The organism is Leisingera sp. SS27 (assembly GCF_028368855.1).
Classification (GTDB): domain Bacteria; phylum Pseudomonadota; class Alphaproteobacteria; order Rhodobacterales; family Rhodobacteraceae; genus Leisingera.
This window is the reverse complement of record NZ_JAQNCY010000003.1, coordinates 67,734-92,192: the sequence shown is the minus strand read 5'-3', so window position 1 is coordinate 92,192 and position 24,459 is coordinate 67,734. Positions and strand designations below refer to the sequence as shown.

Sequence of the window (24,459 nt, the reverse complement as noted above, 5' to 3'; positions counted from 1 at the left end):
TCAGGCAACCCTGCACCAGCGGCCATTGCTTTTTATGGCAGCCAGCGGTCACGCCCGGGCAAGTGGTCGTAGCAATAGTTCTGCGCTGATGTTACCCGCAGGCTGTCCCCTGCTTCGCGCACGTTAAGCGACAGACTGCCGGAGCGGTCGGGAACCCCTGGCGGCAGGCCGAAGGCAAATTGCACCGCTTTGCGCCCCGGCCGGTTCACCGAAGGGCCTTCTCCACGCCAGACGTAGATCCGCTGGTTCACCGGCGCCCGCAGCTGGCGGATGGCGAAATCGGCAATGCTGCACCAGTAGTCCTGGGCGCCGGATCGGCTCCGGGCCACCACTTCCCAAACACCTTCGGAGACCGGCAGCACCTCATTGCGGTTGATTGCTCTCCAGGCGGACGCGGGCACCGGTACGGACAGAACCAGCGCCAGCATTCCCATCAGCCAAAGTCTCTTGCCGGTCATATCAACCTCCTACTCCCCTGTCGGAATGACCGTGTATCAAATACGTTCAAGGCCTCCCGAACGGTACAAAACAATAATCAAACGCTCTCTGGACAGTCATTGTATCACCAGCTTGCAGGCTGTTAACAGACCCGTACCCGCCAGACGGAGGTGTTTGGGCCGAATTCCTGTCCAGCGTGAACTGGACCGCTGACCTGCGGCCGGTGGTTTCACTGGGCCCCAAACCCCGCGAAATGTGCAAGCTGGCTGTCCATGGCGCTCCGATAACGCGGTGGGCATAGTCAGCCGCGCCGCACCAGAACAGGTAACCGTTACCAGTTCTTGGTATCACTTCGAAGATGCCGCCCGGCATTTCATTGACGCGTATGCTGTGACGGCTTGCATTGGCTTCGGAACTGCCGGGCAGTCCCAGCGTCAAAATCGTGGCGGCAACTGCGGCAGCGGAAACAGGTTTCATGGCGGCACCCTCTCTTTCATCAAGGCGCAAAACGCTGCGCCCAGTTTTCAGGGTAAGGAAATCTGAAGCACAGGCCATTCACACTGCTGTGCGGCAAGATCCCTTCTCAGGCATCGAACCAAGACACCGCAGGGCGCCATCACACGCGCGCAGGAAATTCCAAATCATCACAGATCTTTAGAAAATACAGCCGGCATCACTTTGCCAGCTGGCGCGGGTAACCTGCCTAACGGTTTCAATCATCGCGTCCTGAGCGCTTCTCGCAGCAGCCGCACAATTCTGTGGGCGCCTGTGAACCCTATTGGCTTATGGGCGGTCTACAGCGCCGGGGCCTGCACGCAGTACCCATAGCCTTGCTGCACTGAAAGGCTTTCACCCGGGCGGAACCCAAGCGACAGCCAGCCCGTCTTGGGCGGCACGCCTGCCTGTTCCGGGTAAAGAGTGAATTGCACGGAAGACCTGCGTCCCGTGGTGACGCTGACATCGCGGCCGCGCACGACGTAATACCGGTCAGTCCAGTTCGCGCCCAGGACCCGGCGGGCGTATTGCGCGCCGGCACACCAATAGTCCCAAGTGCCGCCAGAGCGGCCCGGCACCACCTCGTAGACCAAGTCGTTGACAGGCAAAACACGAACACCGCGGTTGGCAACAAATGTATCGGCAGACCCGGGGACGGCAGAGGCGAAAGCCAGCAAGGCGGCCATGATGAGATTTTTCATCCAGAAATGTCCCTTTGTTTACTTCAACATAAGGACTATCCGCAGGGCCTCCAAGGGGCGATCGCGGTCCTGACCGCGACCTCTCGCAGATGTGTGCCGGCAGGCGTCAAGCCTGAACAGGAAATGGAATAATCTCCGCACTCTCCTGGTGAGGAGCCAGCACTTCTTCGAGAATGGCCAGAACCGCGGCATCAGGTGCAGTTCCGGTTTCAGGATGAAACCGGGCCCGGGCCTGATGGCGCAGCATGTCCCGGGTATGTTCGCTGCTCATCTGTTTCAGAGCGTCACCCTGGCTGGCCATCACCTCGACCATGAACTGGTTGGCGCTGACCAGGTTGTTCAGCGACTGGAGTTTTCCCTGCAGCGCATCCAGCGCTCCATTCAAATCGGCATGTGCAGACATCTTCTTCCCCCCGGAAGGTAAATGCGGATGCCCGGAGTTTATGGCGCGGACCGCAAGCGGGCAACGCCACGGTTAGCAAATGGTTAACGCCGAAGGTTCAATTCCGGCAGCGCAATATGCCCGGTATAGCGCACCAAAAGGCCCACCCTTGGCAGGCTGGCGGAGATGTCAAAACCCAAGTGCCCCTGTTGTGTTTCAAACTCCATGGACGCGCTTTGCGGGCACAAAGCCTTGGGCAGCGGAAATCCGAACAGGCGGGCTTTCTCCACAGAAACCATCAGCGCGCCCTGCTGCATCCAGACCGAAAGCTCCAGATCGACCGGACCGAACCGCTCCAGCACGCGGCCCTTGCGTGCATCATAGCGCAGAAAAGACCGGGTCTGATGCTTGCCGAAGACACGCCGCCAGACATGACCGTTCGCCTGCGGTGTAACGTCAAGCCGGAACCGGGTTTTAGGCATCGGCGGCGGGAAGCCTGCAAGCCGCGCCAGCAACTGCGCCCAGCGGGTCCCGCCCTCGACACGAACCACCCCAAAGCTGCGTTCAGGCGGTTCTGCATGAAACCGCATCAGCGCTGGCGGCACTTGCAGGGATTCCGCGGCGATGACTTCGCCAAAGGCATCTCTCATCCGCCATAGCCCCCAAGGGCAAAGCGGTCGCGGATTTCGGAATTGGGGATCATGCAAGTGTCATGCCGTCCGAACAAGCGGTAGCGGTTGCGGGCGACCCTGAAATACAGCGTGTCCTTTAAGCGCTGCGGCAGAAACCGGCACAACGACAAGACCAGCCAGGGCCACGGCAGCGCCTGCATTGCCGCGGCAAAGGCATCAAGGCGCTGATGGGGGCATCCGTCAACGATCACCAGGTTGGTCTCAAAATCATCTTGGGGCAGCCCAAGATCACGGTAGAGCTGCTGTCCCAACGGTGACTGCGCGGTGGCAAAGGCAAACTGCCCGGCACGGTCGTGGCGCAGCATGAAGCGGAAGAAGCCTGAGCACAGCACACATTCGCCATCAAAAACGATGAGGTGTTTGTGCTCCGATTCCTGGTTTCGTGCCTTGCCGCTCACCTATTGCCAAGCCCCCGTTTCCAAGGAGTATTCCTGCCCGGCTGTGATTTTTGCGTCATAAAGCGGCAAAGGGTAGCCGCTGTCCACGCTTCCGGGATCACACCGCAGATGCGCCAGTTCCTTGCCGCTCTGTTCGACGACCACTCCGCCCTCCACAGGTATCTGCGCTCCTGGATCCTTAGAGATACTGTGATAGACGATGTAGCGGACATCGGCGCTGGTGAAAATGACTTCCTCCCAGATCGACCCGCCAATGCCCGGCCATGGGGTCATGTCCACGTCCCGAACATCACGCACCATTGTAAGTTCCGGCTGCCGCCCGGTCCTCCCAAAATCATAAGATGCCTGCCCGCCTTGCAGGCAGGTCGTCAGAGTTTTAGCTCCACTGTTAAATGTACAGGAGACCAGTGTCTCGGAGCCCTCGGGGCAGGCCAAAACCGGCGTGCTATTGGCCAGAACAATGAGGCCAGACAAGATTATTCGCAAACGACTGCTCCGTCAAAATGCAAAGGCGCCCCGCGGGGCGCCTTCTGTTTTACTGATCCAGGAAACTGCGCAGCTTCCGCGACCGGCTGGGGTGCTTCAGCTTCCTCAGCGCCTTGGCCTCGATCTGGCGGATTCGTTCGCGGGTCACGCTGAACTGCTGGCCGACTTCCTCCAGCGTGTGATCGGTGTTCATGCCGATGCCGAAACGCATCCGCAGAACCCGTTCCTCGCGCGGGGTGAGAGAGGCCAGAACGCGGGTGGTGGTTTCCTTGAGGTTCTCCTGAATGGCGCTGTCCAAGGGCAGCACGGCATTCTTGTCCTCGATAAAATCGCCCAGCTGGCTGTCTTCCTCGTCGCCGATCGGGGTTTCGAGCGAGATCGGCTCCTTGGCGATCTTCATCACCTTGCGGACCTTCTCCAGCGGCATCTGCAGCTTGTCTGCCAGTTCCTCCGGTGTCGGCTCGCGGCCGATCTCGTGCAGCATCTGGCGGCCGGTGCGCACCAGCTTGTTGATGGTCTCGATCATGTGGACCGGGATCCGGATGGTGCGGGCCTGGTCGGCGATCGAACGGGTGATGGCCTGGCGGATCCACCAGGTCGCATAGGTCGAGAACTTGTAACCGCGGCGGTATTCGAACTTGTCCACCGCCTTCATCAGGCCGATGTTGCCTTCCTGGATCAGGTCCAGGAACTGCAGGCCGCGGTTGGTGTATTTCTTGGCGATCGAAATCACCAGGCGCAGGTTGGCCTCGACCATTTCCTTCTTGGCCTGGCGGGCTTCTTTCTCGCCCTTCTGGACCTGCTGCACGATGCGGCGGAACTCGGAGATGTCCAAACCGACATACTGGCCGACCTGCGCCATGTCGGCGCGCAGTTCCTCGACCTTGTCAGAGGAGCGTTCGATGAACATCTGCCAGCCGCGGCCCGGCTTTTCGCCCATGTCCGCCAGCCAGTTCGGGTCCAGCTCACGGCCGCGGTATGCGTCCACGAACTCACGGCGGTTGATGCGGGCCTGATCGGCCAGCTTCACCATCGAGCTGTCAATCTGCATGACGCGGCGGTTGATGCCATAGAGCTGATCGATCAGCGCTTCGATACGGTTGTTGTGCAGGTGCAGGCCGTTCACCAGCTCGACGATTTCCGCCCGCAGCGACTGGTAGCGCGCCTCATCCTCGGCGCTGAAGGAACCGTCTTCGTTCAGGGTTGCCGAAATCCGGCTGTCCTGCATTTCGCTGAGCTCAGCAAAGTCGGTGGAGATCCGCTCCAGCGTGACCAGAACCCGGTCCTTGAGCGCAGCCTCCATCGCAGCGAGCGACATGTTGGCCTGATCGTCCTCGTCGTCGTCGTCGTCGCTGGCAATCGGGTTGCCATCGGCGTCCAGTTCCGGACCTTCATCCTTGGCGGGCTTGGCAGCTGCGACAGCGGAGGTGTCGACCACAGGCTCCTCCTCGCCGTCCTCGTCCATCTGGTTGCCGAAGGTGGCCTCCAGATCAATGACGTCGCGCAGAAGGATATCCTCGGACAGAAGTTCGTCGTGCCAGATGGTGATCGCCTGGAATGTCAGCGGGCTTTCACAAAGGCCTGCGATCATGGTGTTGCGGCCCGCCTCGATGCGTTTCGCGATGGCGATCTCGCCTTCGCGGGACAGCAGCTCAACCGAGCCCATCTCGCGGAGGTACATGCGCACCGGATCGTCGGTGCGGTCCAGCTTCTCAGTCTGGGCGCCGGCCAGAGCAACCTCGCGCGGGCCTTCGGTGGTCACTAGGTCGGTAGTGCCCTTGTTCTCTTCTTCCTCGGCCTCTTCGTCCTCGATGATGTTGATGCCCATCTCGCTGAGCATCGACATCACGTCTTCGATCTGTTCCGAGCTGACCTGATCCGGCGGCAGAACCTGATTGAGCTGATCGTAGGTGATATAGCCTTTCTCGCGGGCCTCCGCGATCATCTTCTTGACCTGAGCCTGGCTCATATCAAGGGAGATTTCGGCGTCCTGATCGTCAGGTTTGCGGTCGTCGGTGTCTTTGGCGGCCATTAAATGCTCCTACTCAGGGGCTGCGGGGCGATTCGCTGAGCGAATCATTAGCGCGATCATCTGATTCGTCACCCCGTTTACCCAATTTTCCTGTGCTCTTCCTTAGCAAAACGCAGAATCACTCCCGCGAGTTACTTCTCGGAGAAGCCGATCCGGTCCAAAAGGGCACCAAAGGCATCACGTTCATCCCGGTTGAGCCGCGCACCATTCTTGCCCACGTCATACGTCGCCTTGTCCTCATTCTCGCTGCGCACAGCCTTGTTCTTGGCCTCAGCTGCCTGCCGCAGCCGCCAGGTCAGCGCCTCATCCGCAAGGCCGTGCAAATCCTCTTCGGCTTCCGCCAGTTCCGCATCCAGCCCGCGCAGCGTTTCGAGTTTTGCGAGCTCCTCAGCCAGGGTCATGCTGGCCAGTTCGGTGTCGCCGGGTTTGCGCAGGCAGGGGATGATTGCAACGTGGCGAAGGGCAAACAGGTTTTCAAGGGCATGCGGCCCCAAAGACCAGTCGATTTCCTCGCGCAGACGCTCCGGCGCGCTGATGCCGTGGCGCAGCACCATGTCGCGCAGGGCCGCCAGATCCGGGTCGGCGCATTGCAAGCGCTCCAGACTGGTCTCGAATTCCGGGATCACCTCGGGGGTGGTGATGGCGGTTGCCAGGATCACCGCCTCCCGCATTGCAGCAAAGGATTCATCATTGGCCCCCGCCACCAGCGAGGCGCGGGTGGTGGCGCGCGGCTGCGGAATCGCGCCGAAGCCCTTGCCCGGTTTCCATGGCGCGCGGGCGCCATCGCGGAAGCCGCCGCCTTTGCCGGTCCGCTGCTGGTAGCTGCCGCTGTCCCGGCTGCCGCGGAACAGCTGCCAGCGCATTTCCTTGACGTCCTCGCCGTAGTGTTTGCGGATCGAGGGGTCGCGGATCAGCTTAATCTTTTCGCGCAAGCTTTTGTCCAGCGCAGCCTTGCGTTCCGGGCTGTCAAAGACCTTGCCCTCGGTCTCGCGCTGCCAAAGCAGCTTGACCATCGGGATCGCCCGGTCCAGCACCGCCTGTACCGCTTCCGGCCCTTCGCTGCGGATCATGTCGTCCGGGTCTTTGCCCTCTGGCATGATGGCAAAGCGCAGCGACTTGCCCGCCTCCAGCAGGGGCAGCGCCAGGTCGATCAGCCGCATGGCCGCACGCAGACCTGCAGTGTCGCCATCCAGCGCGATGATCGGCTCATCCGACATCCGCCACAGCATCTGCAGCTGGTTTTCGGTGATCGCGGTGCCCAGAGGCGCCACAGAGGACTGAAAGCCGCCCTCTGCCAGAGCAATCACATCCATATAGCCTTCGGCCACAACCAGGGTGGAACCGCGCCCGGAGGCCGCCCGCGCAGGACCGTGATTGTAAAGGCTGCGGCCCTTGTCGAACAATTCCGTCTCTGGCGAGTTCAGGTATTTGGCGTTGTCGTTCGGGTCCATCGCCCGGCCGCCAAAGGCAATCGCACGGCCGCGCGCATCCCGGATCGGGAACATGATCCGGTTGCGGAAGGTGTCATAAGGCTTGCCGCCCTTGTTCGAGGGTTTGGCCAGCCCCGCCCCGATGATCAAATCTTCGGGCACATTCTTGCCGCGCAAGGCATCCCACAGGTTCTGCCAGCCGTCAGGGGCAAAGCCGATCTCCCAGCGGTCCAGCGCCTGCGCCGTCAGTCCCCGCCGCTGCAGATAGGCGCGGGCATCCTGGGCTCCATTGGTCTTGAGCTGCAGTCGGAAGAACTGCACCGCCTGTTCCATAACATCGGCAAGCAGCGTCCGGCGATCCTGCTTTTCCTGCGCGCGCGGGTCGCGCTTGGGCATCTCCATGCCTGCTTCGCCGGCCAGGATCTCAACCGCCTCCATGAAACCAACGTTTTCGGTTTCCTGGACAAACTTCAGCGCGTCGCCCTTGGCATGGCAGCCGAAGCAGTAATAGAAGCCTTTGCGGTCTTCGACGTGGAAAGACGCAGTTTTTTCATGGTGGAAGGGGCATGGCCCCCAGAAGTCCCCCTTGCCCGGCTGCGACTTGCGCTGGTCCCACATGACCTTGCGCCCGACAACATCAGAAATGCTGATGCGGGTGCGCAGTTCATCCAGAAAGCCGGGCGGCAGGGACATATCAGTTCGACTTCAGCTGTTTTTGCATCGCCTGGATCTGATCCCAGTTCTGCAGGCACTGCTGTTCAAACAGCGCGCCGAGATCGGTCTCCTTCAGGTCGCGGCGTTTCATCGTGTAGACGTGGCTGGCCAGCTGGGGGATCGCATTGGAATAGGCTTCGGGCCACTCCGGATTGTTGTCCAGAATCACCTGTTCCACCTCTTCCTGCTTCACCCGGTCCAGCCGCGCCTGCTGCACTGCGGCCATGACCTGGCCCTGATATTTGCAGCTTTGCTCTTTACTTTCAGAAGCATAGGCCGGAGCCGCCAGCAAGGCGGCTGCAAAGGCGATGCGGATCATAGATGCGCTCCGGGAATCAGTTGGTGATCCCCGCAGGTTACCCCCGTGCCGTGACGGCTTCCATGGCTGTTTTCAAATCATGCACAAGCGTTTTCGCCATCGACCGGAACACCATGACCTGAAACGCCTGCGGGCCAATGCGGGTGACAGAGGCCATCATGTGCTTCAGTTCCGTCCGCGCGGTATGGCCGCGCTTGAAAACTTGCGGGCGCAGATCCACCGGCACCAGCCGCGCCAGCACGTCCTCTGCACCCTGCCCGTCCAGCCGCACCACCGCCCAGGCATCGCTCTGATCGGTCAGGGCGGCGTGCTTGGCCAAGCTGGCATCCGGTGCAGGCCCCATCAGCAGCGCCATGTCCCGGCCGAACCAGACCGCCCGGCTGCCTGCCTTGCCCGTTGCCCGGTTCACGGCCGGAAAGGCCATGCCGTGCGCCGCTTCCAAGGCCTTGCTCAACACGTCCTGCTGTCCTTTGTAGGGGGCAACGATCCACATGCTGCCGGGTTGTTCCTCAGTCAGGCTCATTCCGCCGATAGTCACCGGTAGCAGCCCGTCGCAGGGGCTTTTTGCAGTCAGTTCAGCCACGGGCACGCCCTCCCTCAGGATCAAAGAACACAGGCGAGACAACCTCGCACAGGGTATCGACGCCCCGCATATGGTCGACCAAGCGCACGGTTTCGCCAATACGGTCAGGTCCTTCCTTGAGGAAGGCCAGACCAATCGGATGCCCCAGCGTCGGCGAATAGCCGGCCGAGGCCACATAGCCCTGGTCATAGATCCGCTCGACCGGGTCGCCCGGCGTGAACAGATGCGCACCGGCGGTGATTTCCTTGGCCGCACCAACGGGCTTCAGTCCCACAAGGCGCATCCGGTCTTCGGCCATCAGGCCTTCACGCGTTGACATGGGTTTGCCAAGGAAGTCCTTTTTCTTGGACATCATGCCCTGCAGGCCCAGGTCAAAGGCTGTCACGGTGCCGTTGATCTCGGCGTGCGTAATCAGACCCTTCTCGATCCGCAGCACATTGAGCGCCTCCATGCCATAGGCACCGCCGCCCATCGCCTCCGCCCGCTTCAGCAGCTCGCGGAACAGGCTTTCGCCATAGCGCGTAGGCACCGCCACCTCATAGGCATGTTCGCCCGAGAAGGAGATCCGGAAGAGCCGCCCCTTGAAGCCCAGCACGGTCGCCGCGCCGCAGCCCATGAAGGGCCAGGTCTCGCCGTTCACGTCCTCGTCCAGCAGTCCGTCCAACAGCTCCTGCGACTTCGGCCCGGCCACGGCAAACTGCGCCCATTGCTCGGTCACCGAGGTAAAGCGCACGTTCCACTCGGGGTAGAGCACCTGACTCACGAACTCCATATGCGCCATCACCTGCCCTGCGGCAGCAGTTGTGGTGGTCATCACGTAATGGTTCTCGCCCAGCCGCGCGGTGGTGCCGTCGTCCATGACGAAGCCATCCTCGCGCAGCATCAGACCATAGCGGACCTTGCCAACCTTCAGCGTGCTGAAGGTGTTGGTGTAGAGGAAGTCGAGGAACTTGCCCGCATCCGGCCCCTGGATGTCGATCTTGCCCAGGGTGGAGACATCGCAGATGCCCACCGCCTTGCGCACCATGGTGACTTCCCGGTCGCAGGACTGACGCCAATTGGTCTCGCCCTGTTTCGGGAAATAGGCGGCGCGGTACCACAGGCCGACCTCCAAATGATGCGCTCCGCGGTTCTCGCTCTCGCCATGCGAGGTCAGGAACCGCTGCGGCTTGAAGCCCTCGTCCGTCGCCCCTGCCCCCATAGCGCCCAATGACACCGGCACAAACGGCGGGCGGAAGGTGGTGGTGCCGGTCTCGGGGATTGTCCGCCCGGTGGCATCCGCCAGCACCGCCAGCGCCGCGACGTTAGAATTCTTGCCCTGATCGGTCGCCATGCCTTGGGTGGTATAGCGCTTCATATGCTCGACCGAGCGGAAGTTTTCGGTGGCCGCCTGCTTCACATCCTTGACGGTGACGTCGTTCTGGAAGTCGAGCCAGGCGCGGCCCTTGCCAGGCACCGCCCACAGAGCAGAGATGCGGTAAGGATCATCCTCGGCATCCGGCAGATCGGCAGCGGCAGGTTTCAAGCCCAGCGCCTCCAGAACCTTGCCAGCAGCCTCAGCGCCTTCGCGCAGAGCACCAGCGGTAGAAAAGGTGCCGTTGCAGGCGCCTGCTGTCACCATGCCCGGTACCGCGCCTTCGGCCGGCACAAAGGCCAGCGCCTCGCGGTTCCATTGCGGGCGGCTGTTCAGATGGCAAGTCAAATGCACAGACGGGTTCCAGCCGCCGGACATCGCCAGGCAGTCGGTCTGGATCTTCTCCTCGCCCTTGACCGAGCGCACGGTAATGCTCTCGACACGCTGGCGGCCCGCGCTGCCGCAGACCTGTGCGCCTTTGATCACCTGATAGGGTCCGTCGACAGGCGCGTCATGGCGGCTGTCGATTACGGCGGCGATATGCACGCCCGCGGCATGCAGGTCCCGCGCTGTGCGATGGGCCTGATCGTTGTTGGCAAACAGCGTCACCCGCTCGCCCGGCGCCACCCCCCAGCGGTTCAGATAGGCGCGCACAGCACCTGCCATCATGATACCGGGACGGTCGTTGTTGCGGAAGGCCACCGGCCGTTCGATCGCGCCGGCTGCCAGCACCGCATGTTTGGCCGCAATCCGCCAGAAGCATTCACGCGGCAGATGGCTGCCCTTCAGCGAATGCCGCCGCGGCAGATGATGCGAGACCCGCTCCAGCGCACCATAGGTGCCCTGGTCAAAAGCGCCGGTCACTGCGGTGCGGGTCATCAGCCGCACGTTGTCCATCGTCTCCAGCTCGGCCAGCACATCGGCGGCCCACGCGTGGCCCGGTTTGCCGCTGATCTCCTCGCGCTCCGCCAGCAGGCGGCCGCCCATACGGCTGTCTTCCTCAGCAAGGATCACATCCGCACCGGCGCGGCCGGCGGTCAGCGCCGCCATCAGCCCGGCGGGGCCGGAGCCGATCACCAGCACGTCACAGAAGGCAAAGGCCTTCTCGTAAGTGTCGCGGTCCGCCTCGCCCGACAGCGCGCCCAGACCCGCGGCATTGCGGATCATCGGCTCATACAGCTTTTCCCAGAACGCCGCAGGCCACATGAAGGTCTTGTAGTAGAACCCGGCACCAAAGAACGGTGCCGCCAGATCGTTCACAGCCATCACGTCGCGCTCAACCGACGGCCAGCAGTTCTGGCTGCGCGCCTCCAGCCCTTCGAACAGCTCCTGCTGGGTGGCACGGATGTTCGGATCCTGCTCGCCGCCGGTGCCGATGGTCACCAGCGCGTTCGGCTCCTCACTGCCCGCAGTCAGCACCCCGCGCGGGCGGTGGTATTTGAACGACCGCCCTACCAGATGCGTCCCGTTTGCCAGCAGCGCCGAAGCCAGCGTGTCCCCCTCCAACCCCATCATATGGCGGCCATTGAAGGCAAATGTGATTGGCTTTGCCCCCTGGTTCAGGCCTTTTCCGGGAAGTCTCATTTCTCACCTCCCAGTCCGGCCTCGGATGCCAGTTGCACCGCCAGGATCTCATGCGTCGCGGTATCGCGGGTGACCTTCAGCCAAGCATTGCAGCCCATCTCGTGATACCACAGCTCATCCAGCGGCCCCGCCGGGTTTTCCCGCAGGTTCACATACTCATGCCAGGCGTCCAGATCCGCGCCTTCAGCCGGGCGCACCAGCGCAGCGCCTTTGTAATAGAATTCGCGGCGGTCCCTCTCACCGCAGAGCGGACAGGTAATTCTCATGACCGGCGCTCCTTCATCTTTGCGAAAATACTCCCGCCGGAGGCATGCCCGACGTGCTCCAAACGCTTAGTGCAGATTATGCTGCGCACCGGTCCCCTCCTCGTCCATCAGGCCCACGCCGCTGCGGAAGCGGTCGAGCTTGAACTTCGTGGCCGCCCCGTGCGGCCGGTCCGTGGCAATCAGATGCGCATAAACGCTGCCCGACCCCGGCGTTGCTTTGAAGCCGCCGTAGCACCAGCCGCAGTTCAAATAGAGGCCGTCGATCGGCGAATGATCGATGATCGGCGAACCGTCCGGTGTCATGTCCATGATGCCGCCCCAGCTGCGCAACAGCCGCGCCTTGCTGAGCGCCGGCACCATCGCCACAAAACTCTCCATCGTGTGCTCCACCATCGGCAGGTTCCCCCGCGCGGCATAGGAGCTGTAAAAATCCAGGTAGCTGCCGAAAACCATACCGCCCTTGTCCGACTGGCTGATATAGAGATGCCCCTCGGCAAAGGTGATCACGTGATCAACAATGGGTTTCAGCCCTTCTGAGACAAAGGCCTGCAGCACATGGCTTTCAATTGGCAGGGTCAGGCCCGCCATCGCTGCCACCTGGCCGGATCGGCCGGCAGCTGCCAGCGCGACTTTCTTGGCACGGATCGGGCCGCGGGCGGTCTGCACGCCCACCACCTTGCCATTCTCCACGTCGATACCAGTGACTTCGCAGTTCTGGATCAGATCCACCCCGCGCATGTCGGCGCCGCGGGCATAACCCCAGGCCACGGCGTCATGGCGCGCTGTGCCGGCACGGCGCTGCATCAATCCCCCCATGATCGGGAAGCGGTTGTTTTCAAAGTTCAGGAATGGTGCCAGCTCGCGCACGCGCTCACGGCTCAGGATCTCGGCATCATCGCCCTGGTTGACGATGGAGTTGCCCCGGCGAACCGCCGAGTCGCGCTGGCCGTCGTTGTGGAAGAGGTTGATGATACCGCGCTGAGACATCATCGCGTTGTAATTCAGGTCCTGCTCCATGGTTTCCCACAGTTTCAGAGAGTGTGAATAGAACTCCGAGTTGCCCGGCAGATAGTAATTGGCCCGCACGATGGTCGTATTGCGCCCGACGTTGCCACCGCCCAGATAGCCCTTCTCAAGCACTGCGACATTTGTAATTCCGTGCTCCTGGGCCAGGTAATAGGCCGTTGCCAGCCCATGGCCGCCGCCACCGATGATCACAACATCATACTCGGATTTGGGTTCAGGATCCCGCCAATGGGGTTTCCACCCCTTGTTTCCGGTGAGCCCCTCGCGAAGCACACGCCAGCCCGAAAACCGCATGTCGTCCCTCCCCGTCAAATCACTTCTGCCACCCGGAAAATTCCGGTCCGGGCTTTGGCCGCATTGCTACCCGCTTTCGCGTGCGGCTCCTAGCCCCAAGGCTCAAGTTGCGGCACTTCAGCATGGCCTTGCCGCAAAACACACGAACTATTCACTTGTGTCTAGTACCAATTGCGACGGCAGGTGACGTATTGCAGGTCAAAGGCAACGAAACAGGGCGGAGAGTTTCCTCTCCGCCCCGTCCATCATCTTCCGCTTCGGGTACCTCTCAGAGACCCTTGGCGTGGTAACTCTTGGCGACCTTGTCGATTGACACCAGATAAGCGGCGGTGCGCAGGTCGGTCACGTCATCACGGCTGTGCCAGACTTCGCGCATCGACTGATAGGCAGCCCGCATCGTGTCATCCAGGCCGGAGCGCACCAGTTCCAGCTCACCCGCGCCCTTCAGGTACTTATCCTTGAAGTCCGGCGACATTGACCAGGTGTTGCCCATCACGTCATCCAGGCGCTGCAGCTCGTCAATCACCAGCTGATGGCGCGCCTCTTCCTGGCGGCGCTGCATGCGGCCGAACCGGATGTGGCTGAGGTTCTTCACCCACTCGAAGTACGAAACCGTCACACCGCCCGCGTTGGCATACATGTCCGGAATGATCACACAGCCTTTCTTTCGCAGAATTTCATCCGCACCGGCAGTCACCGGCCCGTTGGCAGCTTCGATGATCAGCGGCGCCTTAACGCGCTCCGCATTGGACAGGTTGATCACGCCCTCCAAAGCCGCCGGGATCAGAATGTCACACTCCTCTTCCAGGAGCGCAGCACCGTTTTCCAGGAACTGAGCATCAGGGTAACCGGATACGCCATCGTGTTTCACGATCCAGTTGCGCACCGCCTCGACATCCAGCCCGTCAGCATTGAACAACCCGCCATCGCGTTCGATGATGCCGATAATGCGCGAGCCATCTTCCTCGGACAGGAACTTGGCAGCGTGGTAGCCCACGTTGCCCAGGCCCTGAACAACAACCCGCTTGCCATCCAGCTTGCCTGATAGGCCTGCAGCGGCCTTGTCTTCCTCATGGCGGAAGAATTCCTGCAGTGCATACTGCACGCCGCGGCCGGTTGCCTCGACCCGGCCCGAAATGCCGCCGGCATTCAGCGGCTTGCCGGTCACACAGGCCTTGGCGTTGATGTCGGTCGTATTCATCCGCGCGTATTGGTCTGCGATCCAGGCCATTTCACGCTCGCCAGTGCCCATGTCAGGCGCAGGCACGTTCTGCGAAGGGTGGATCAGGTCGCGCTTGGCCAGCTCATAGGCAAAGCGGCGGGTGATCAGCTCCAGCTCATGCTCCTCATATTCGCGCGGATCAATGCACAAACCGCCTTTGGAGCCGCCGAACGGTGCCTCAACAAGGGCGCATTTGTAGGTCATCAGCGCCGCCAGCGCCTCCACCTCGTCCTGATTCACGCCGGTTGCATAGCGGATGCCGCCCTTCACAGGTTCCATATGCTCGGAATGCACCGAACGGTAGCCTGTAAACGTATGCATGGCGCCGCGCAGGCGCACCCCGAAACGCACCGTGTAGGTTGCGTTGCAAACCCTGATCTTCTCCTCCAGCCCGGGCGGCAGGTCCATCAGTTTGACGGCCCGGTTAAACATCAGGTCCACGCTTTCGCGGAAGCTCGGCTCTGTGCGGCTGCTCATGAAAAAAGTTCTCCGTACTCAAACATCGACTCGCTGCCGATGATGCTGACACTCTATGCAGAGATGATTAAGGAGTGCGACCTTTTTGACCATTTGCGGCCAAAAAGAATCAATTCCCGGCATGCGGCGAGCGATTCGCCACTACCCAAAGAGCGATTGTCCCACCCCGGACCACAACCCTGCCGAATTGCGCAGGATTGGCATTCGAAGCCGCAACAATGGGAGAGTTTTCGGCCAATTTCCGCCCCATTTCCGCCCACTTTACCAAGCATTAATTAATGGAATTCCGCTGCAGAAGCCGAGCTGGCCCGTTCCCCAGCCGGAAGGGGGTATTTAAATGAGTAAGCACCACAAGAATTCAACTGCGCTGAGCAATCCGCTCTTTCTGCGCTGCCGGGAAAAGGTCAAAGGCTTCCTGCGGGAAGAGGATGGCGTTCTGGCGAAACCGATGATTATCACGCTCCTCCTCATGCTGGCTGCTGGCGGTATGGGCGTTGACCTGATGCGGATGGAGCGCGATCGCACCACGCTGCAGTACACGCTGGACCGTGCCGTTCTCGCAGCTGCCGACCTTGATCAGCAGCAGGATCCAGCAACAGTTGTTCAGGAATACCTGACCAAGGCCGGGCTCGCCGACTATTACAGCGAGCCGGACGTGGAACAGTCACTGGGCTATAAAAGCGTTGAAAGCACGATCAATGCTACCTTCCCGGCACATTTGCTGAAGTTTGCCGGCGTCGGCGACCTTCCGGTTTACGCGAACTCCCGGGCCGAAGAGACCATCGGCGCTGTCGAAATCTCCATGGTGCTCGACATTTCCGGTTCGATGTCCCGCAACAACCGGCTGGTCAACCTGAAGGCCGCCGCGCACAGCTTTGTGGATCAGATCACTCAGAACACCGATATCGATAACCTGTCGATCTCGATCATCCCCTACGCCACACAGGTGAATGTGGGGGAAGAGCTGCTGAGCCAGTACACCAACGTCACCCAGGAGCATAACTATTCTCACTGCGTGAACTTCATCAAGGATCAGTTCAGCAAACACACGCTGCCTCGCGATGAAAACCTTGAGCGCACGGCCCATTTCGACACGTTCACCTATTCGGAGAACATGATCTCCACGCCTGTCTGCCCGACTAGGGACGGCTCCCAGATCCTGCCTCTGACCAACAATGCAACGTTGCTGCATGAGCATATCGACAAGCTGACTGCAAGCGGCAACACCTCTATCGACATTGGCATGAAGTGGGGCAGCGCTTTGCTCGACCCAACTGCACGTCCGGTTGTGAACGACCTGATCGCCGACGGTGTAATCGATGCATCCTTCGTGGACCGGCCCACTGACTATGGCAGCGGCGACACGCTGAAGATCATCGTGCTGATGTCCGACGGCCAGAACACCAATCAGTATATGGTCAATCCGTCCCGGCGGGAAGGCGACTCCGACGTGTGGTACAACCCCACTTCGGACAGCTACTCGGTTTATCACTCTAACGGCACCAAGAACTACTATTGGGAGCATCTGAACCGCTGGGAAGACCACCCCTACGGTGAAGGCACATACCAGACTTGCGACTATAACGGTTGCACGACCCACACTGAGGAAGGCACATCCTCCCGCCTGACCTATCCGGAGCTGCACGCCCGCGCCTCGCTGGCCTGGATTGCGAAATACGTCTACGAGTTCAGCAGCAGCGCCTGGGCCGACTGGTTCCACGCTGGCCGGTACTTCCATAATCGTGTCGCCAAGGACCAGCACACCAAGCACATCTGCGACATCACTAAGGATCAGGGTGTTATCGTCTACTCGGTCGGCTTCGAAGCCCCGTCCGGCGGCATCAAGGTCCTCGAGGACTGCGCCAGCTCCCCCGCCCACTTCTTTGACGTGGATGGCCTGGAGATCACCGACGCCTTCTCGTCAATTGCGACTTCCATCCGTCAGCTGAGGCTCACCCAATGACACACCGTATCCAAACCGCCCTGCGCCGGTTCCGGCACCGTGAGGATGGCAATGCAACAATGGAATTTGCCATCATCGTTCCAGCCTTCCTGATGATCCTGCTGGCCACGGTCGAACTCGGCATCATCAACCTGCGCCATTCCCAGCTGGAGCGCGCCGTGGATCAGACTGTCCGCGACATCCGCCTCAGCACCGGCGCCGACCTGCAGCACGATCAGCTGCGCGACGCGATCTGCGCCCGCTCAGGCTTCATCAGCAACTGCTCGGACTCGCTGCGGCTGGAGATGATCCGCCTGGACCCGTTCAATATGGCTGAGATTGATCCGACGCCGGATTGTATCGACGTGATTGACGACGTTCAGCCCGTGCGCAGCTTTGAAAACGGCCAGTCCAACGAACTGATGTTCCTGCGGGCCTGCATGAAGTTCAATCCGATTTTCCCGAGCTGGGGGCTTGCCTCCCATATTGCACAGGACGAAGACGGCCGCATTCAGCTGATTGCATCTTCTGCCTTTGTCCAGGAACCGAGGTAACGCCATGCTGACGCTTATTTCCCGCCTTTCCAACCGGACTCCGCGACCGCTGCGCGGCTTCGTGGAAAACACCAAGGGCAGCGTTTCGATGGAGTTCGCCATCTATGCGCCGCTGCTGATGTTCATGTTCGCCGCGATCTATACGTTCTTCGACGCCTTCCGCCAGGAGAACGTCAACCTGAAAGCGGCCTACACGGTCTCTGACCTGATCTCGCGCGAGACCAATTATGTGAACGAGACCTACATCGACAGCATGCACGCGCTGGCAACGGAGCTGGTGCGCGGCGACACCTCCCTGTCGACCCGTATCACTGTCGTTCGCTGGGATGAGGGCGATCAGAGCTACTATGTCGACTGGTCAAAAGTCCGCGGCTCTACCTTCACGGAATGGGACGATGGCTCTATCGCCGAAGCCGAGGACAAACTGCCTGCGATGTACGACCAGGAACGCGTGATCGTGGTGGAAACCTGGAACGAAGTGACCCCGGCCTTCAACATCGGCCTGCCGCTTCTGGATGTTCAGAACTTCGTGTTCACCCGCCCGCGCTTTGCACCTCAGGTTGTCTTCCTCGAGGACAAGGGCAATGGCAACAACCACAACGACGACGCCGAAAAGGTTTCGCCGCCGGCCTGATCAGTTAACGGATCAATCAATCAGCTTTGGCCGCGTTGCACCAGCATCGCGGCCAAAATTTCTGACATGGCCTTGCCCTGCGATCCGGGCGTCACCCCGCCAATGCCGATCCGCCGGCCGGACCGCCACCACAACCCTGGCATCCAGGCCCGGCTGCCTTGGGTGCCGGTTCGGACCAAAAAGCCGTTGGACGGCTTGAAGGCAAAGAAGCCGCGGTCGATGGCTTCGATATCCTCTACCCGCGCGATCACTTGCCCGTCAGAGCAGCGCAGCTCTTCCGGCGTGAGCTCAATCCTGTGAACAGTAGCCTGCCACATCCGGACGGCCAGCCACAGGGCCCCTGCCCCAACCACCAATAGGAACAGCAGCCAGGCCGGCGAAGGCGGCGCCGCAAAGGCGACATAGACCAGCAGGCAGCCGGTCAAGCCCAGCATCACCGTTCCCATCACACGCCGGCTGGCCGAGGCCTCGATTGTGGCCAGAACTTCCTTGCTCATCCGCTGCTCCCCTTTGCTGCTCTGCCGGGCATAGACCGGATCCGCAAAAGAAAACAGCCCCCGGCGCACCGGGGGCTGACCGCAGCCGTGCTGTTTTGGGGAAACTTATTCCGCAGCAGCGCGGCGCACGACTACCTCGTAGCCCGGCTCTTCCGGCTCGTCGTCGATCAGTTCCTGCGGGAAACCCGGCGCAGTGATCGACAGGCCGGTTGCTTCCTCCAGCCGCTCGATCATCCGGTCCGACTGCGCCCGTTCGCCGTAGCGGCGCTGCCCGTCCTTCATCATCTCGATCATAAGGGGCGACAATTCCAGCGGCACGTTGTGGCGGTCGGCCAGGGTCTGGAACAATCCGATGTCCTTCATCACCAGATCCATGGTGAAGTTCACATCGCGCGAGCCGGACAGGATCAGCTGGCTTTCGGTCTCATGCGCAAAGGAGGTGCCCGAGGACATCGAGATTGCCTCGAATGTCATGCCCAGATCCATGCCGCAGGCCTTCATCACTGTCAGCGCTTCCATGACTGCCAGCAGGTTCAGGTTGGCCAGGTAGTTGGTCATCACCTTCAGGGTCGAGGAATTGCCGATCTCACCCACATGCAGGATGCGGCGGCCCATGGTGGTCAGGATCGGCAGGATACGGTCGAAAGTGGCGCGCTCGCAACCGGCATAGATCGAGATATTGCCGGTGTCGGCCCGATGGCAGCCGCCGGAGACCGGGCAATCGACCGGCTCACCGCCGCGTTCTACAACCAAGGCACCGAGGCGCTTCACCTCCGCCACGTCGGTGGTGGACATTTCCATCCAGACCTTGCCGGGTTTCACATGCGGCAGCATTTCGGTCACCACCGCGTCCGAAGCCGCCGGGCTGGGCAGGCATGTGATCACCGCATCGCAGTCCTGCATCATTTGCGCGGGGCTGCCGCCAGCCTTGGCACCGCGCGCCACGAATTTTCCAACCAGCGCCGCGTCCAGGTCGTGCACAGCCACATCCAGCCCGTTGCGCACCAGGCTGCCCGCCAGCTTGCCGCCAACATTGCCCAGGCCGATGAAGCCGATCTTCATTTCCGTTTTCATGTCCCGTTTCTCCTCCCGGGGGTAATCGCTTGCAAAAGGGCTAGCTTGACCTGAGCCAAAAGAAAAACGAATAATAACGCGAACTGACCCTAAGAAATTTTGCAACGCAAATGTCTGATCTGCCCAACCTCGTCTGGCTGCGCGCCTTTGAGGCCGCCGCCCGCCTGCAAAGCTTCACTGCCGCCGCTGATGAACTGGGCCTCACCCAGGCCGCGGTCAGCCACCAGGTCCGCAGCCTGGAGAAAAGCTTTGGCATCACCCTGTTCATCCGACGCGCCCGGCACCTGGAACTGACCCAGCTGGGCCATGCCTATTATCCCTCGGTCGCACAGGCGCTCACCGATATCGCCTATTCCACCCGCGGCCTGCTGGGCCATGCGCAAACCCGGACTGTAACCTTGCGGGCACCGGTTTCCACCGCGGTCCTGTGGGTGGCGCCGCGGCTGGGGGCCTTTCACGCGGCGCACCCGCATATCCGCATCCGGCTGATCTCCGCCGTCTGGGCCGACAGTACCCAGGATGAGGACGTCGATATCGACCTGCGGCTGGGGCCATCCGGCTGGTTCGACCGCCGCGCGCATCTGCTGGCAACGGAAAGCGTCATACCGGTCGCGGAACCTCAGCAGGCGGCGCAGCTGCAGTCGGTGGATCAGCTGCTCGACCAAACCTTGATCCACATACACGGCTACCAGGACCATTGGTTGCGTTTGTCGGAGCAGGCCGGCGTGCCGCTCAAGGATCGCAGTGCACCATTGTTTGTCGATACCTCACTGGCTGCGATTGAGATGGCGGCCTCCGGTGCCGGTGTAGCCATGCTGATGCGCCGCTACGCTGAACTGCCGCTTTCGCTTGGTCGGCTGACACCAGTGCTGAAAACCGAAATCCCGATGAGTCAGGGGCATTATCTGATGCCCGCCGCCGGCGAGGCCCCCAACAGCGCTGAGGTCACGATGGTGCGGGACTGGGTCACCTCGCTGTTCAGCTGACTGCCGCGCGCCCGCGGCCCTTGCCGGAATCCGGACAGATGGTTAGCGTCCCGCCATGCCTTGGCCTCTGAACACCCCGCCCCAGCGTGACGGCGATGCAGCCGCAGGAATTGAAGTCACTGATGATTTCGAGCGTTTCTCACAGCGCAATGACATCTTTACCCGCGCCTTCTGGGATGACCGGGTAAAATCCAAGCACACAACGAAATTCTTCTCCTCCTACCGGATGGAAGCGGCGCCCCGGCGCGGCGACGGGTTTACACAGCGCGACTTCGCCCTGCGAAATGCGGCCTGGCTGATTTCCGACGTGGTCTCCTCACGGCGAGCGCACGAAGGCATCCGCGAAGGGTTTCAGGCCGCCATCCGCCCGGACACCCCGGTGGCCAAAGATGCCCTGGAGATCGACGACCCGGCAAAGATGTCCGCCGAGGTGAAACGCATCGCCAAATTCTTCGGCGCCGATCTCTGCGGGATCACCGATCTGGATGAACGCTGGCTTTATACCGCCCGTGTCGATGCCCGCGACATATCCGAAGCACCGCATGATCTGCCTGAAGGGCTGACCAGCGTGATCGTGCTGGGCCATGAAATGGACAAGGAACTGGTTGCCACCTACCCCTCGGCGCTGGCAGGCGCTGCGACGGGGCGGGAATACAGCCATGAGGCCGCCATCGTGATGCAGCTTGCCGCCTATATCCGTAATCTGGGGTACGAGGCAGTGCCGTCGATGAACGACACCGGCCTGGTGATCCCCTATGCGGTGAAGGCCGGCCTTGGCGAATACGCCCGCAATCAGATGGTGATCACGCCGGAATTCGGGCCGCGCCTGCGGTTTTCCAAGATTTTCACCAGCCTGCTGCTGGCGCATGACACCCCGAAACCGCAGGGGGTGAAGGCCTTCTGCGATATCTGTACCAAATGCGCCGATGCCTGCCCGGTGAAGGCGCTGCCATACGGGCCGCCGTCGGCGGAGGCCGCCAATGTCTCGGCCATCAAGGGGGTGAAGAAATGGACTTCGGATGCAGAGAAATGCTTCTCCTTCTGGGCCAAGATGGCCTCCGACTGCGCGATCTGCATGCGGGTTTGCCCCTTCAACCGGGATTACACCCGGCGCAAGCACCGTCTGTGGCTGAAACTGGCGCTTGGCCCGCTGCGCAAACTGGCGTTGCGGCTGGCGGGAAAACACGGCGAGCGGCGCAAACCGGCTGACTGGTGGGCCGCATCTTCACCCGGTCAGGACTGACCAGCACGAGGGCTCCCGCCCGTCCTTGGCGCCTCCGGCACCGCGTCCCGTTGGGCCGGGCAGCCCTGCGGGCTGCGGGATCTCTGTTCATCTGCGCACAGGAGGCGTGACCTGCGGCCTGTTTCAGCGGGGCTGCGAACGTTCTATTTTGACGGCACATACCGTTCACAGGAGACACACAATGTCCCTCAGACCCGTTCTGGAAACCCGCGACGCGCAGCCCCATACCGAGGGTGCGGGCGTCAAGCTGCACCGCGCCTTCGGCTTTCAGGACCCGTCAGAACTGGACCCGTTCCTGCTGTTCGACGATTTCCGCAATGAGAAACCCGAGGATTACCTGCGCGGCTTCCCGTGGCATCCCCACAGGGGAATTGAGACCATCACCTATGTGCTGACAGGCACGGTTGAACACGGCGACTCGCTGGGCAACGAGGGAACGCTTGGCGCGGGCGACGTTCAGTGGATGACCGCCGGGTCCGGCATCCTGCATCAGGAGATGCCCGCGGGCAACGCCAAGGGCCAAATGCACGGCTTCCAGCTGTGGGGCAACCTGCCCGCCAGCCAGAAGATGACCGCGCCACGCTATCAGGACATCAAAGGCACTGAAATTCCCGAGATCATCGACGACGACGGCACCCGCGTGAAAGTGATCGCCGGCGATTTCTGGTGCAAGCGCGGGCTGGTCGACGGTATTGCCGCCGATCCGCAGTACTTGGACGTCTGCATTCCACCAGCGGTGAAGAAGACCCTGCCGATTGACACCTACCGCCGGGCTTTTGCCTATGTGTTCGAGGGCGAAGCGGCCTTTGCCGATGCCTCTGCTCCGCAAGGTGTGCTGCTGGAAAAGGAAGTCGCTGGCCAGGAGGTCAACATCCGTGACCTGTCCGGCGACCGCACCCTGATCCGCTTTGGCACCGGCGATGAGATCACTGTGCAGGCCGGTCCCGAGGGCGTGCGCTTCCTGCTGATCTCCGGCGCGCCGATCAACGAGCCGGTGGCCTGGCACGGGCCGATCGTGATGAACACGCAGGCCGAACTGCACCAGGCCTTCCGCGACCTGCGCAACGGCACCTTCATCAAGCCCGCGCACTGACCGGGAAAACCGGTGCCCACTTTTCCCTGTGCGCGGCGCATCAAGCCCGCGCACCATCCGCATCGGCCCGCCAAAGCGACGCTTGTTGTGCTATACTCTCCCCGTCCAATGACCGATGGGGGGAGTGATGATTATCCGGGTGTTCCGTGCTACCGTCCGCGACGACAAGATCCAGGACTTCAAGGCTTTTCTGACCGATACCGCTGTGCCGCACGTGCGCCGCCAGCCGGGCCTTGTTTCGGTCACCGCTGGACTGCCGCGGCCGGATTCGCCTGCCACCTTCTGTGTGGTTATGGTCTGGGAAAGCGTCGAGGCGCTGCAGGCCTTTGCCGGCAAGGACTGGGAACAGCCGCATGTGCTGCCCGAAGAGGACCCGATGGTGCTGAGCCGCCAGATCGACCACTACGACCTGCTTGGACTGCTGAGCTGATAAGGCCGTCAGGCGCCGGAATACCAGCTGTACACGGTCTCCGCCGCCGCGCGCTCCGGCGTGAAACCGGATTTCTGCAGCACCCTGGCCGAGGCCGCGTTTTCCCGCATGACCCCGCCGGACAGCGTGACGCCGCTGCCGCGGAAATGCGCCTGCAATCCGCCGATCAGTTCGCTCGCCAGCCCCTGCCCCCAGGCGGATTCGGTAAAGAGATATCCCAGGTTCCGGATGCTGCTGCCCGCTTTCGGAATGGACAGGATGATCAGCCCGATGCCCTCATCCGCTGCACTGCGAAGGGCCGCCACTTCGGCTTGCTGCGACACAGCCGCCAGGAATTCGCGGCGGCTCTGATCGCTGCCCTGTGCCTGAAACCCGTCCGGCAGCCATTGCACCACTTTCGGCGCAAACAAACCCGCCAGCTCCGCCACTGTCAGATCTTGCCATGGCGCTGCCTTCATCCGCTTGGTCGTCAAACTCAGCAGGCTCACGAGCTGACCGCCTTCTGCACCATGCCCCAATAGACCCGCTCCACCTCGTCAAGCGACAGCCGCCCCTCGGAACGGTACCAGGTGTTGACGCCGTTCAGCATGGCAATCACCGCCAGTGTTGCGATCTTGGTGTCTGGAATGGCGAACACGCCCTGTTCCACGCCTTGCTTAAGGATACCTTCCACCCCGTTTTCGTAGTCCCGGCGCAGCGATTCGATGACGGTGAAATTTTCCTCCGTCAGGTTGCGCAGCTCCATGTAGGCGATAAACACCGCATCCGGACGCTCCAGGTGAAAGCGGATGTGAAAGCCGGTGAAGGCGCGCAGCCGTTCCAGCGCGCTGTCCGCCTGCGGCACCGAATCCCAGGCCGCCTGCAGCTCTGCCATATGGCCCGCCATCAGGTTGAACAGCAGGCTCTGCTTGTCCGGTGTGTAATTGTACAGGGCACCCGCCTGCACGCCGACCTCCTTGGCGATCTGGCGCATCGAGACGGCGGCATAGCCATGCTGCGCAAACAGCCGCAGGGCCGCCTCGCGGATGCGGGGGCCGGTGATATCGGAATGGGAACCTTGGGTACGTGCCATAGCCGGACATTAACTGAACAAATGTTCAGAAAAAAGAGCGA

Annotated in this window: 26 protein-coding genes; 8 read left to right on the top strand and 18 right to left on the bottom strand. The window is 61.6% G+C overall.

Features of this window, described 5'->3' with window-relative positions; translation table 11 throughout:
- Positions 1-32 precede the first annotated feature (32 nt).
- On the bottom strand, positions 33-458 hold the full coding sequence (locus N6L27_RS08445) for a hypothetical protein (protein WP_271906808.1): 426 nt from the start codon (positions 456-458) through the stop codon (positions 33-35).
- Between the two features lie 271 nt (positions 459-729).
- Between N6L27_RS08445 and N6L27_RS08440 the strand changes: the two genes are divergently transcribed.
- Positions 730-981 carry a hypothetical protein gene (locus N6L27_RS08440; RefSeq protein WP_271906807.1) on the top strand — a complete coding sequence of 84 codons (252 nt, stop codon included), beginning with the start codon at positions 730-732 and terminating at the stop codon, positions 979-981.
- Between the two features lie 251 nt (positions 982-1,232).
- Here the strand turns inward: N6L27_RS08440 and N6L27_RS08435 are convergent, their stop codons facing one another.
- The 13 genes from N6L27_RS08435 to N6L27_RS08375 all read right to left on the bottom strand — a co-directional run bounded on the left by N6L27_RS08435 (position 1,233) and on the right by N6L27_RS08375 (position 14,893).
- Positions 1,233-1,634, bottom strand: coding sequence for a hypothetical protein (locus tag N6L27_RS08435; protein WP_271906806.1), 402 nt, complete (start codon positions 1,632-1,634; stop codon positions 1,233-1,235).
- Positions 1,635-1,740: 106 nt separating this feature from the next.
- A complete protein-coding gene (locus N6L27_RS08430) occupies positions 1,741-2,037 on the bottom strand; it encodes a hypothetical protein (RefSeq protein ID WP_271906805.1) in 297 nt (98 codons plus the stop codon).
- An 83-nt stretch (positions 2,038-2,120) separates the two neighbouring features.
- Positions 2,121-2,666: a DUF4166 domain-containing protein gene (locus tag N6L27_RS08425; protein ID WP_271906804.1), complete on the bottom strand. Its 546-nt coding sequence runs from the start codon at positions 2,664-2,666 to the stop codon at positions 2,121-2,123.
- Positions 2,663-3,106: a thiol-disulfide oxidoreductase DCC family protein gene (locus N6L27_RS08420; protein WP_271906803.1), complete on the bottom strand. Its 444-nt coding sequence runs from the start codon at positions 3,104-3,106 to the stop codon at positions 2,663-2,665. Before N6L27_RS08420 ends, N6L27_RS08425 begins: the two co-directional genes overlap by 4 nt.
- Positions 3,107-3,406, bottom strand: coding sequence for a hypothetical protein (locus N6L27_RS08415; RefSeq protein WP_271906802.1), 300 nt, complete (start codon positions 3,404-3,406; stop codon positions 3,107-3,109).
- Between the two features lie 235 nt (positions 3,407-3,641).
- Positions 3,642-5,624 (bottom strand): RNA polymerase sigma factor RpoD, encoded by a 1,983-nt coding sequence (gene rpoD / locus N6L27_RS08410; RefSeq protein WP_271906801.1) that lies wholly within the window; start codon positions 5,622-5,624, stop codon positions 3,642-3,644.
- 131 nt (positions 5,625-5,755) lie between these two features.
- Positions 5,756-7,747 (bottom strand): DNA primase, encoded by a 1,992-nt coding sequence (gene dnaG / locus N6L27_RS08405; RefSeq protein ID WP_271906800.1) that lies wholly within the window; start codon positions 7,745-7,747, stop codon positions 5,756-5,758.
- Position 7,748: 1 nt separating this feature from the next.
- The gene (locus N6L27_RS08400; protein WP_271906799.1) at positions 7,749-8,087 is read right to left on the bottom strand and encodes a hypothetical protein; all 339 of its coding nucleotides are present in this window, start codon (positions 8,085-8,087) and stop codon (positions 7,749-7,751) included.
- 37 nt (positions 8,088-8,124) lie between these two features.
- Positions 8,125-8,670, bottom strand: a complete 546-nt coding sequence (locus N6L27_RS08395) for a sarcosine oxidase subunit gamma (protein ID WP_271906798.1) — start codon at positions 8,668-8,670, stop codon at positions 8,125-8,127.
- Positions 8,663-11,608, bottom strand: a complete 2,946-nt coding sequence (locus N6L27_RS08390; protein WP_271906797.1) for a sarcosine oxidase subunit alpha family protein — start codon at positions 11,606-11,608, stop codon at positions 8,663-8,665. The genes N6L27_RS08395 and N6L27_RS08390 overlap by 8 nt, the downstream gene beginning before the upstream one ends.
- Positions 11,605-11,874 (bottom strand): sarcosine oxidase subunit delta, encoded by a 270-nt coding sequence (locus N6L27_RS08385; protein ID WP_271906796.1) that lies wholly within the window; start codon positions 11,872-11,874, stop codon positions 11,605-11,607. Before N6L27_RS08385 ends, N6L27_RS08390 begins: the two co-directional genes overlap by 4 nt.
- A 66-nt stretch (positions 11,875-11,940) precedes the next feature.
- Positions 11,941-13,194 carry a sarcosine oxidase subunit beta family protein gene (locus N6L27_RS08380; protein ID WP_271906794.1) on the bottom strand — a complete coding sequence of 418 codons (1,254 nt, stop codon included), beginning with the start codon at positions 13,192-13,194 and terminating at the stop codon, positions 11,941-11,943.
- 268 nt (positions 13,195-13,462) lie between these two features.
- Complete coding sequence (locus N6L27_RS08375; RefSeq protein ID WP_271906792.1) at positions 13,463-14,893, bottom strand: Glu/Leu/Phe/Val family dehydrogenase; 1,431 nt, start codon at positions 14,891-14,893, stop codon at positions 13,463-13,465.
- Between the two features lie 337 nt (positions 14,894-15,230).
- Between N6L27_RS08375 and N6L27_RS08370 the strand changes: the two genes are divergently transcribed.
- The 3 genes from N6L27_RS08370 to N6L27_RS08360 are packed head-to-tail and all read left to right on the top strand — an operon-like array spanning position 15,231 to position 18,023.
- Positions 15,231-16,856 (top strand): TadE/TadG family type IV pilus assembly protein, encoded by a 1,626-nt coding sequence (locus N6L27_RS08370; RefSeq protein ID WP_271906791.1) that lies wholly within the window; start codon positions 15,231-15,233, stop codon positions 16,854-16,856.
- Complete coding sequence (locus tag N6L27_RS08365; protein ID WP_039184143.1) at positions 16,853-17,389, top strand: TadE/TadG family type IV pilus assembly protein; 537 nt, start codon at positions 16,853-16,855, stop codon at positions 17,387-17,389. The genes N6L27_RS08370 and N6L27_RS08365 overlap by 4 nt, the downstream gene beginning before the upstream one ends.
- Positions 17,390-17,393: 4 nt before the next feature.
- A complete protein-coding gene (locus N6L27_RS08360; protein ID WP_271906790.1) occupies positions 17,394-18,023 on the top strand; it encodes a TadE/TadG family type IV pilus assembly protein in 630 nt (209 codons plus the stop codon).
- Between the two features lie 20 nt (positions 18,024-18,043).
- Here N6L27_RS08360 and N6L27_RS08355 read toward each other — a convergent pair whose 3' ends face one another.
- Complete coding sequence (locus N6L27_RS08355) at positions 18,044-18,520, bottom strand: hypothetical protein (protein WP_271906789.1); 477 nt, start codon at positions 18,518-18,520, stop codon at positions 18,044-18,046.
- Positions 18,521-18,625: 105 nt separating this feature from the next.
- On the bottom strand, positions 18,626-19,582 hold the full coding sequence (locus tag N6L27_RS08350) for an NAD(P)-dependent oxidoreductase (RefSeq protein WP_271907097.1): 957 nt from the start codon (positions 19,580-19,582) through the stop codon (positions 18,626-18,628).
- Between the two features lie 122 nt (positions 19,583-19,704).
- On the opposite strand from N6L27_RS08350, the gene N6L27_RS08345 reads away from it, so the two are divergent.
- The 4 genes from N6L27_RS08345 to N6L27_RS08330 all read left to right on the top strand — a co-directional run bounded on the left by N6L27_RS08345 (position 19,705) and on the right by N6L27_RS08330 (position 23,346).
- Complete coding sequence (locus N6L27_RS08345; protein WP_271906788.1) at positions 19,705-20,580, top strand: LysR substrate-binding domain-containing protein; 876 nt, start codon at positions 19,705-19,707, stop codon at positions 20,578-20,580.
- 55 nt (positions 20,581-20,635) lie between these two features.
- On the top strand, positions 20,636-21,823 hold the full coding sequence (locus tag N6L27_RS08340) for a 4Fe-4S double cluster binding domain-containing protein (RefSeq protein WP_271906787.1): 1,188 nt from the start codon (positions 20,636-20,638) through the stop codon (positions 21,821-21,823).
- A gap of 181 nt (positions 21,824-22,004) precedes the next feature.
- Positions 22,005-22,916: a pirin family protein gene (locus N6L27_RS08335; protein ID WP_271906786.1), complete on the top strand. Its 912-nt coding sequence runs from the start codon at positions 22,005-22,007 to the stop codon at positions 22,914-22,916.
- 127 nt (positions 22,917-23,043) lie between these two features.
- Positions 23,044-23,346, top strand: a complete 303-nt coding sequence (locus N6L27_RS08330; protein WP_271906785.1) for an antibiotic biosynthesis monooxygenase family protein — start codon at positions 23,044-23,046, stop codon at positions 23,344-23,346.
- 8 nt (positions 23,347-23,354) lie between these two features.
- Here N6L27_RS08330 and N6L27_RS08325 read toward each other — a convergent pair whose 3' ends face one another.
- The gene (locus N6L27_RS08325; protein ID WP_271906784.1) at positions 23,355-23,834 is read right to left on the bottom strand and encodes a GNAT family N-acetyltransferase; all 480 of its coding nucleotides are present in this window, start codon (positions 23,832-23,834) and stop codon (positions 23,355-23,357) included.
- Positions 23,831-24,418 (bottom strand): TetR/AcrR family transcriptional regulator, encoded by a 588-nt coding sequence (locus tag N6L27_RS08320; protein WP_271906782.1) that lies wholly within the window; start codon positions 24,416-24,418, stop codon positions 23,831-23,833. Before N6L27_RS08320 ends, N6L27_RS08325 begins: the two co-directional genes overlap by 4 nt.
- Positions 24,419-24,459: the final 41 nt, after the last annotated feature.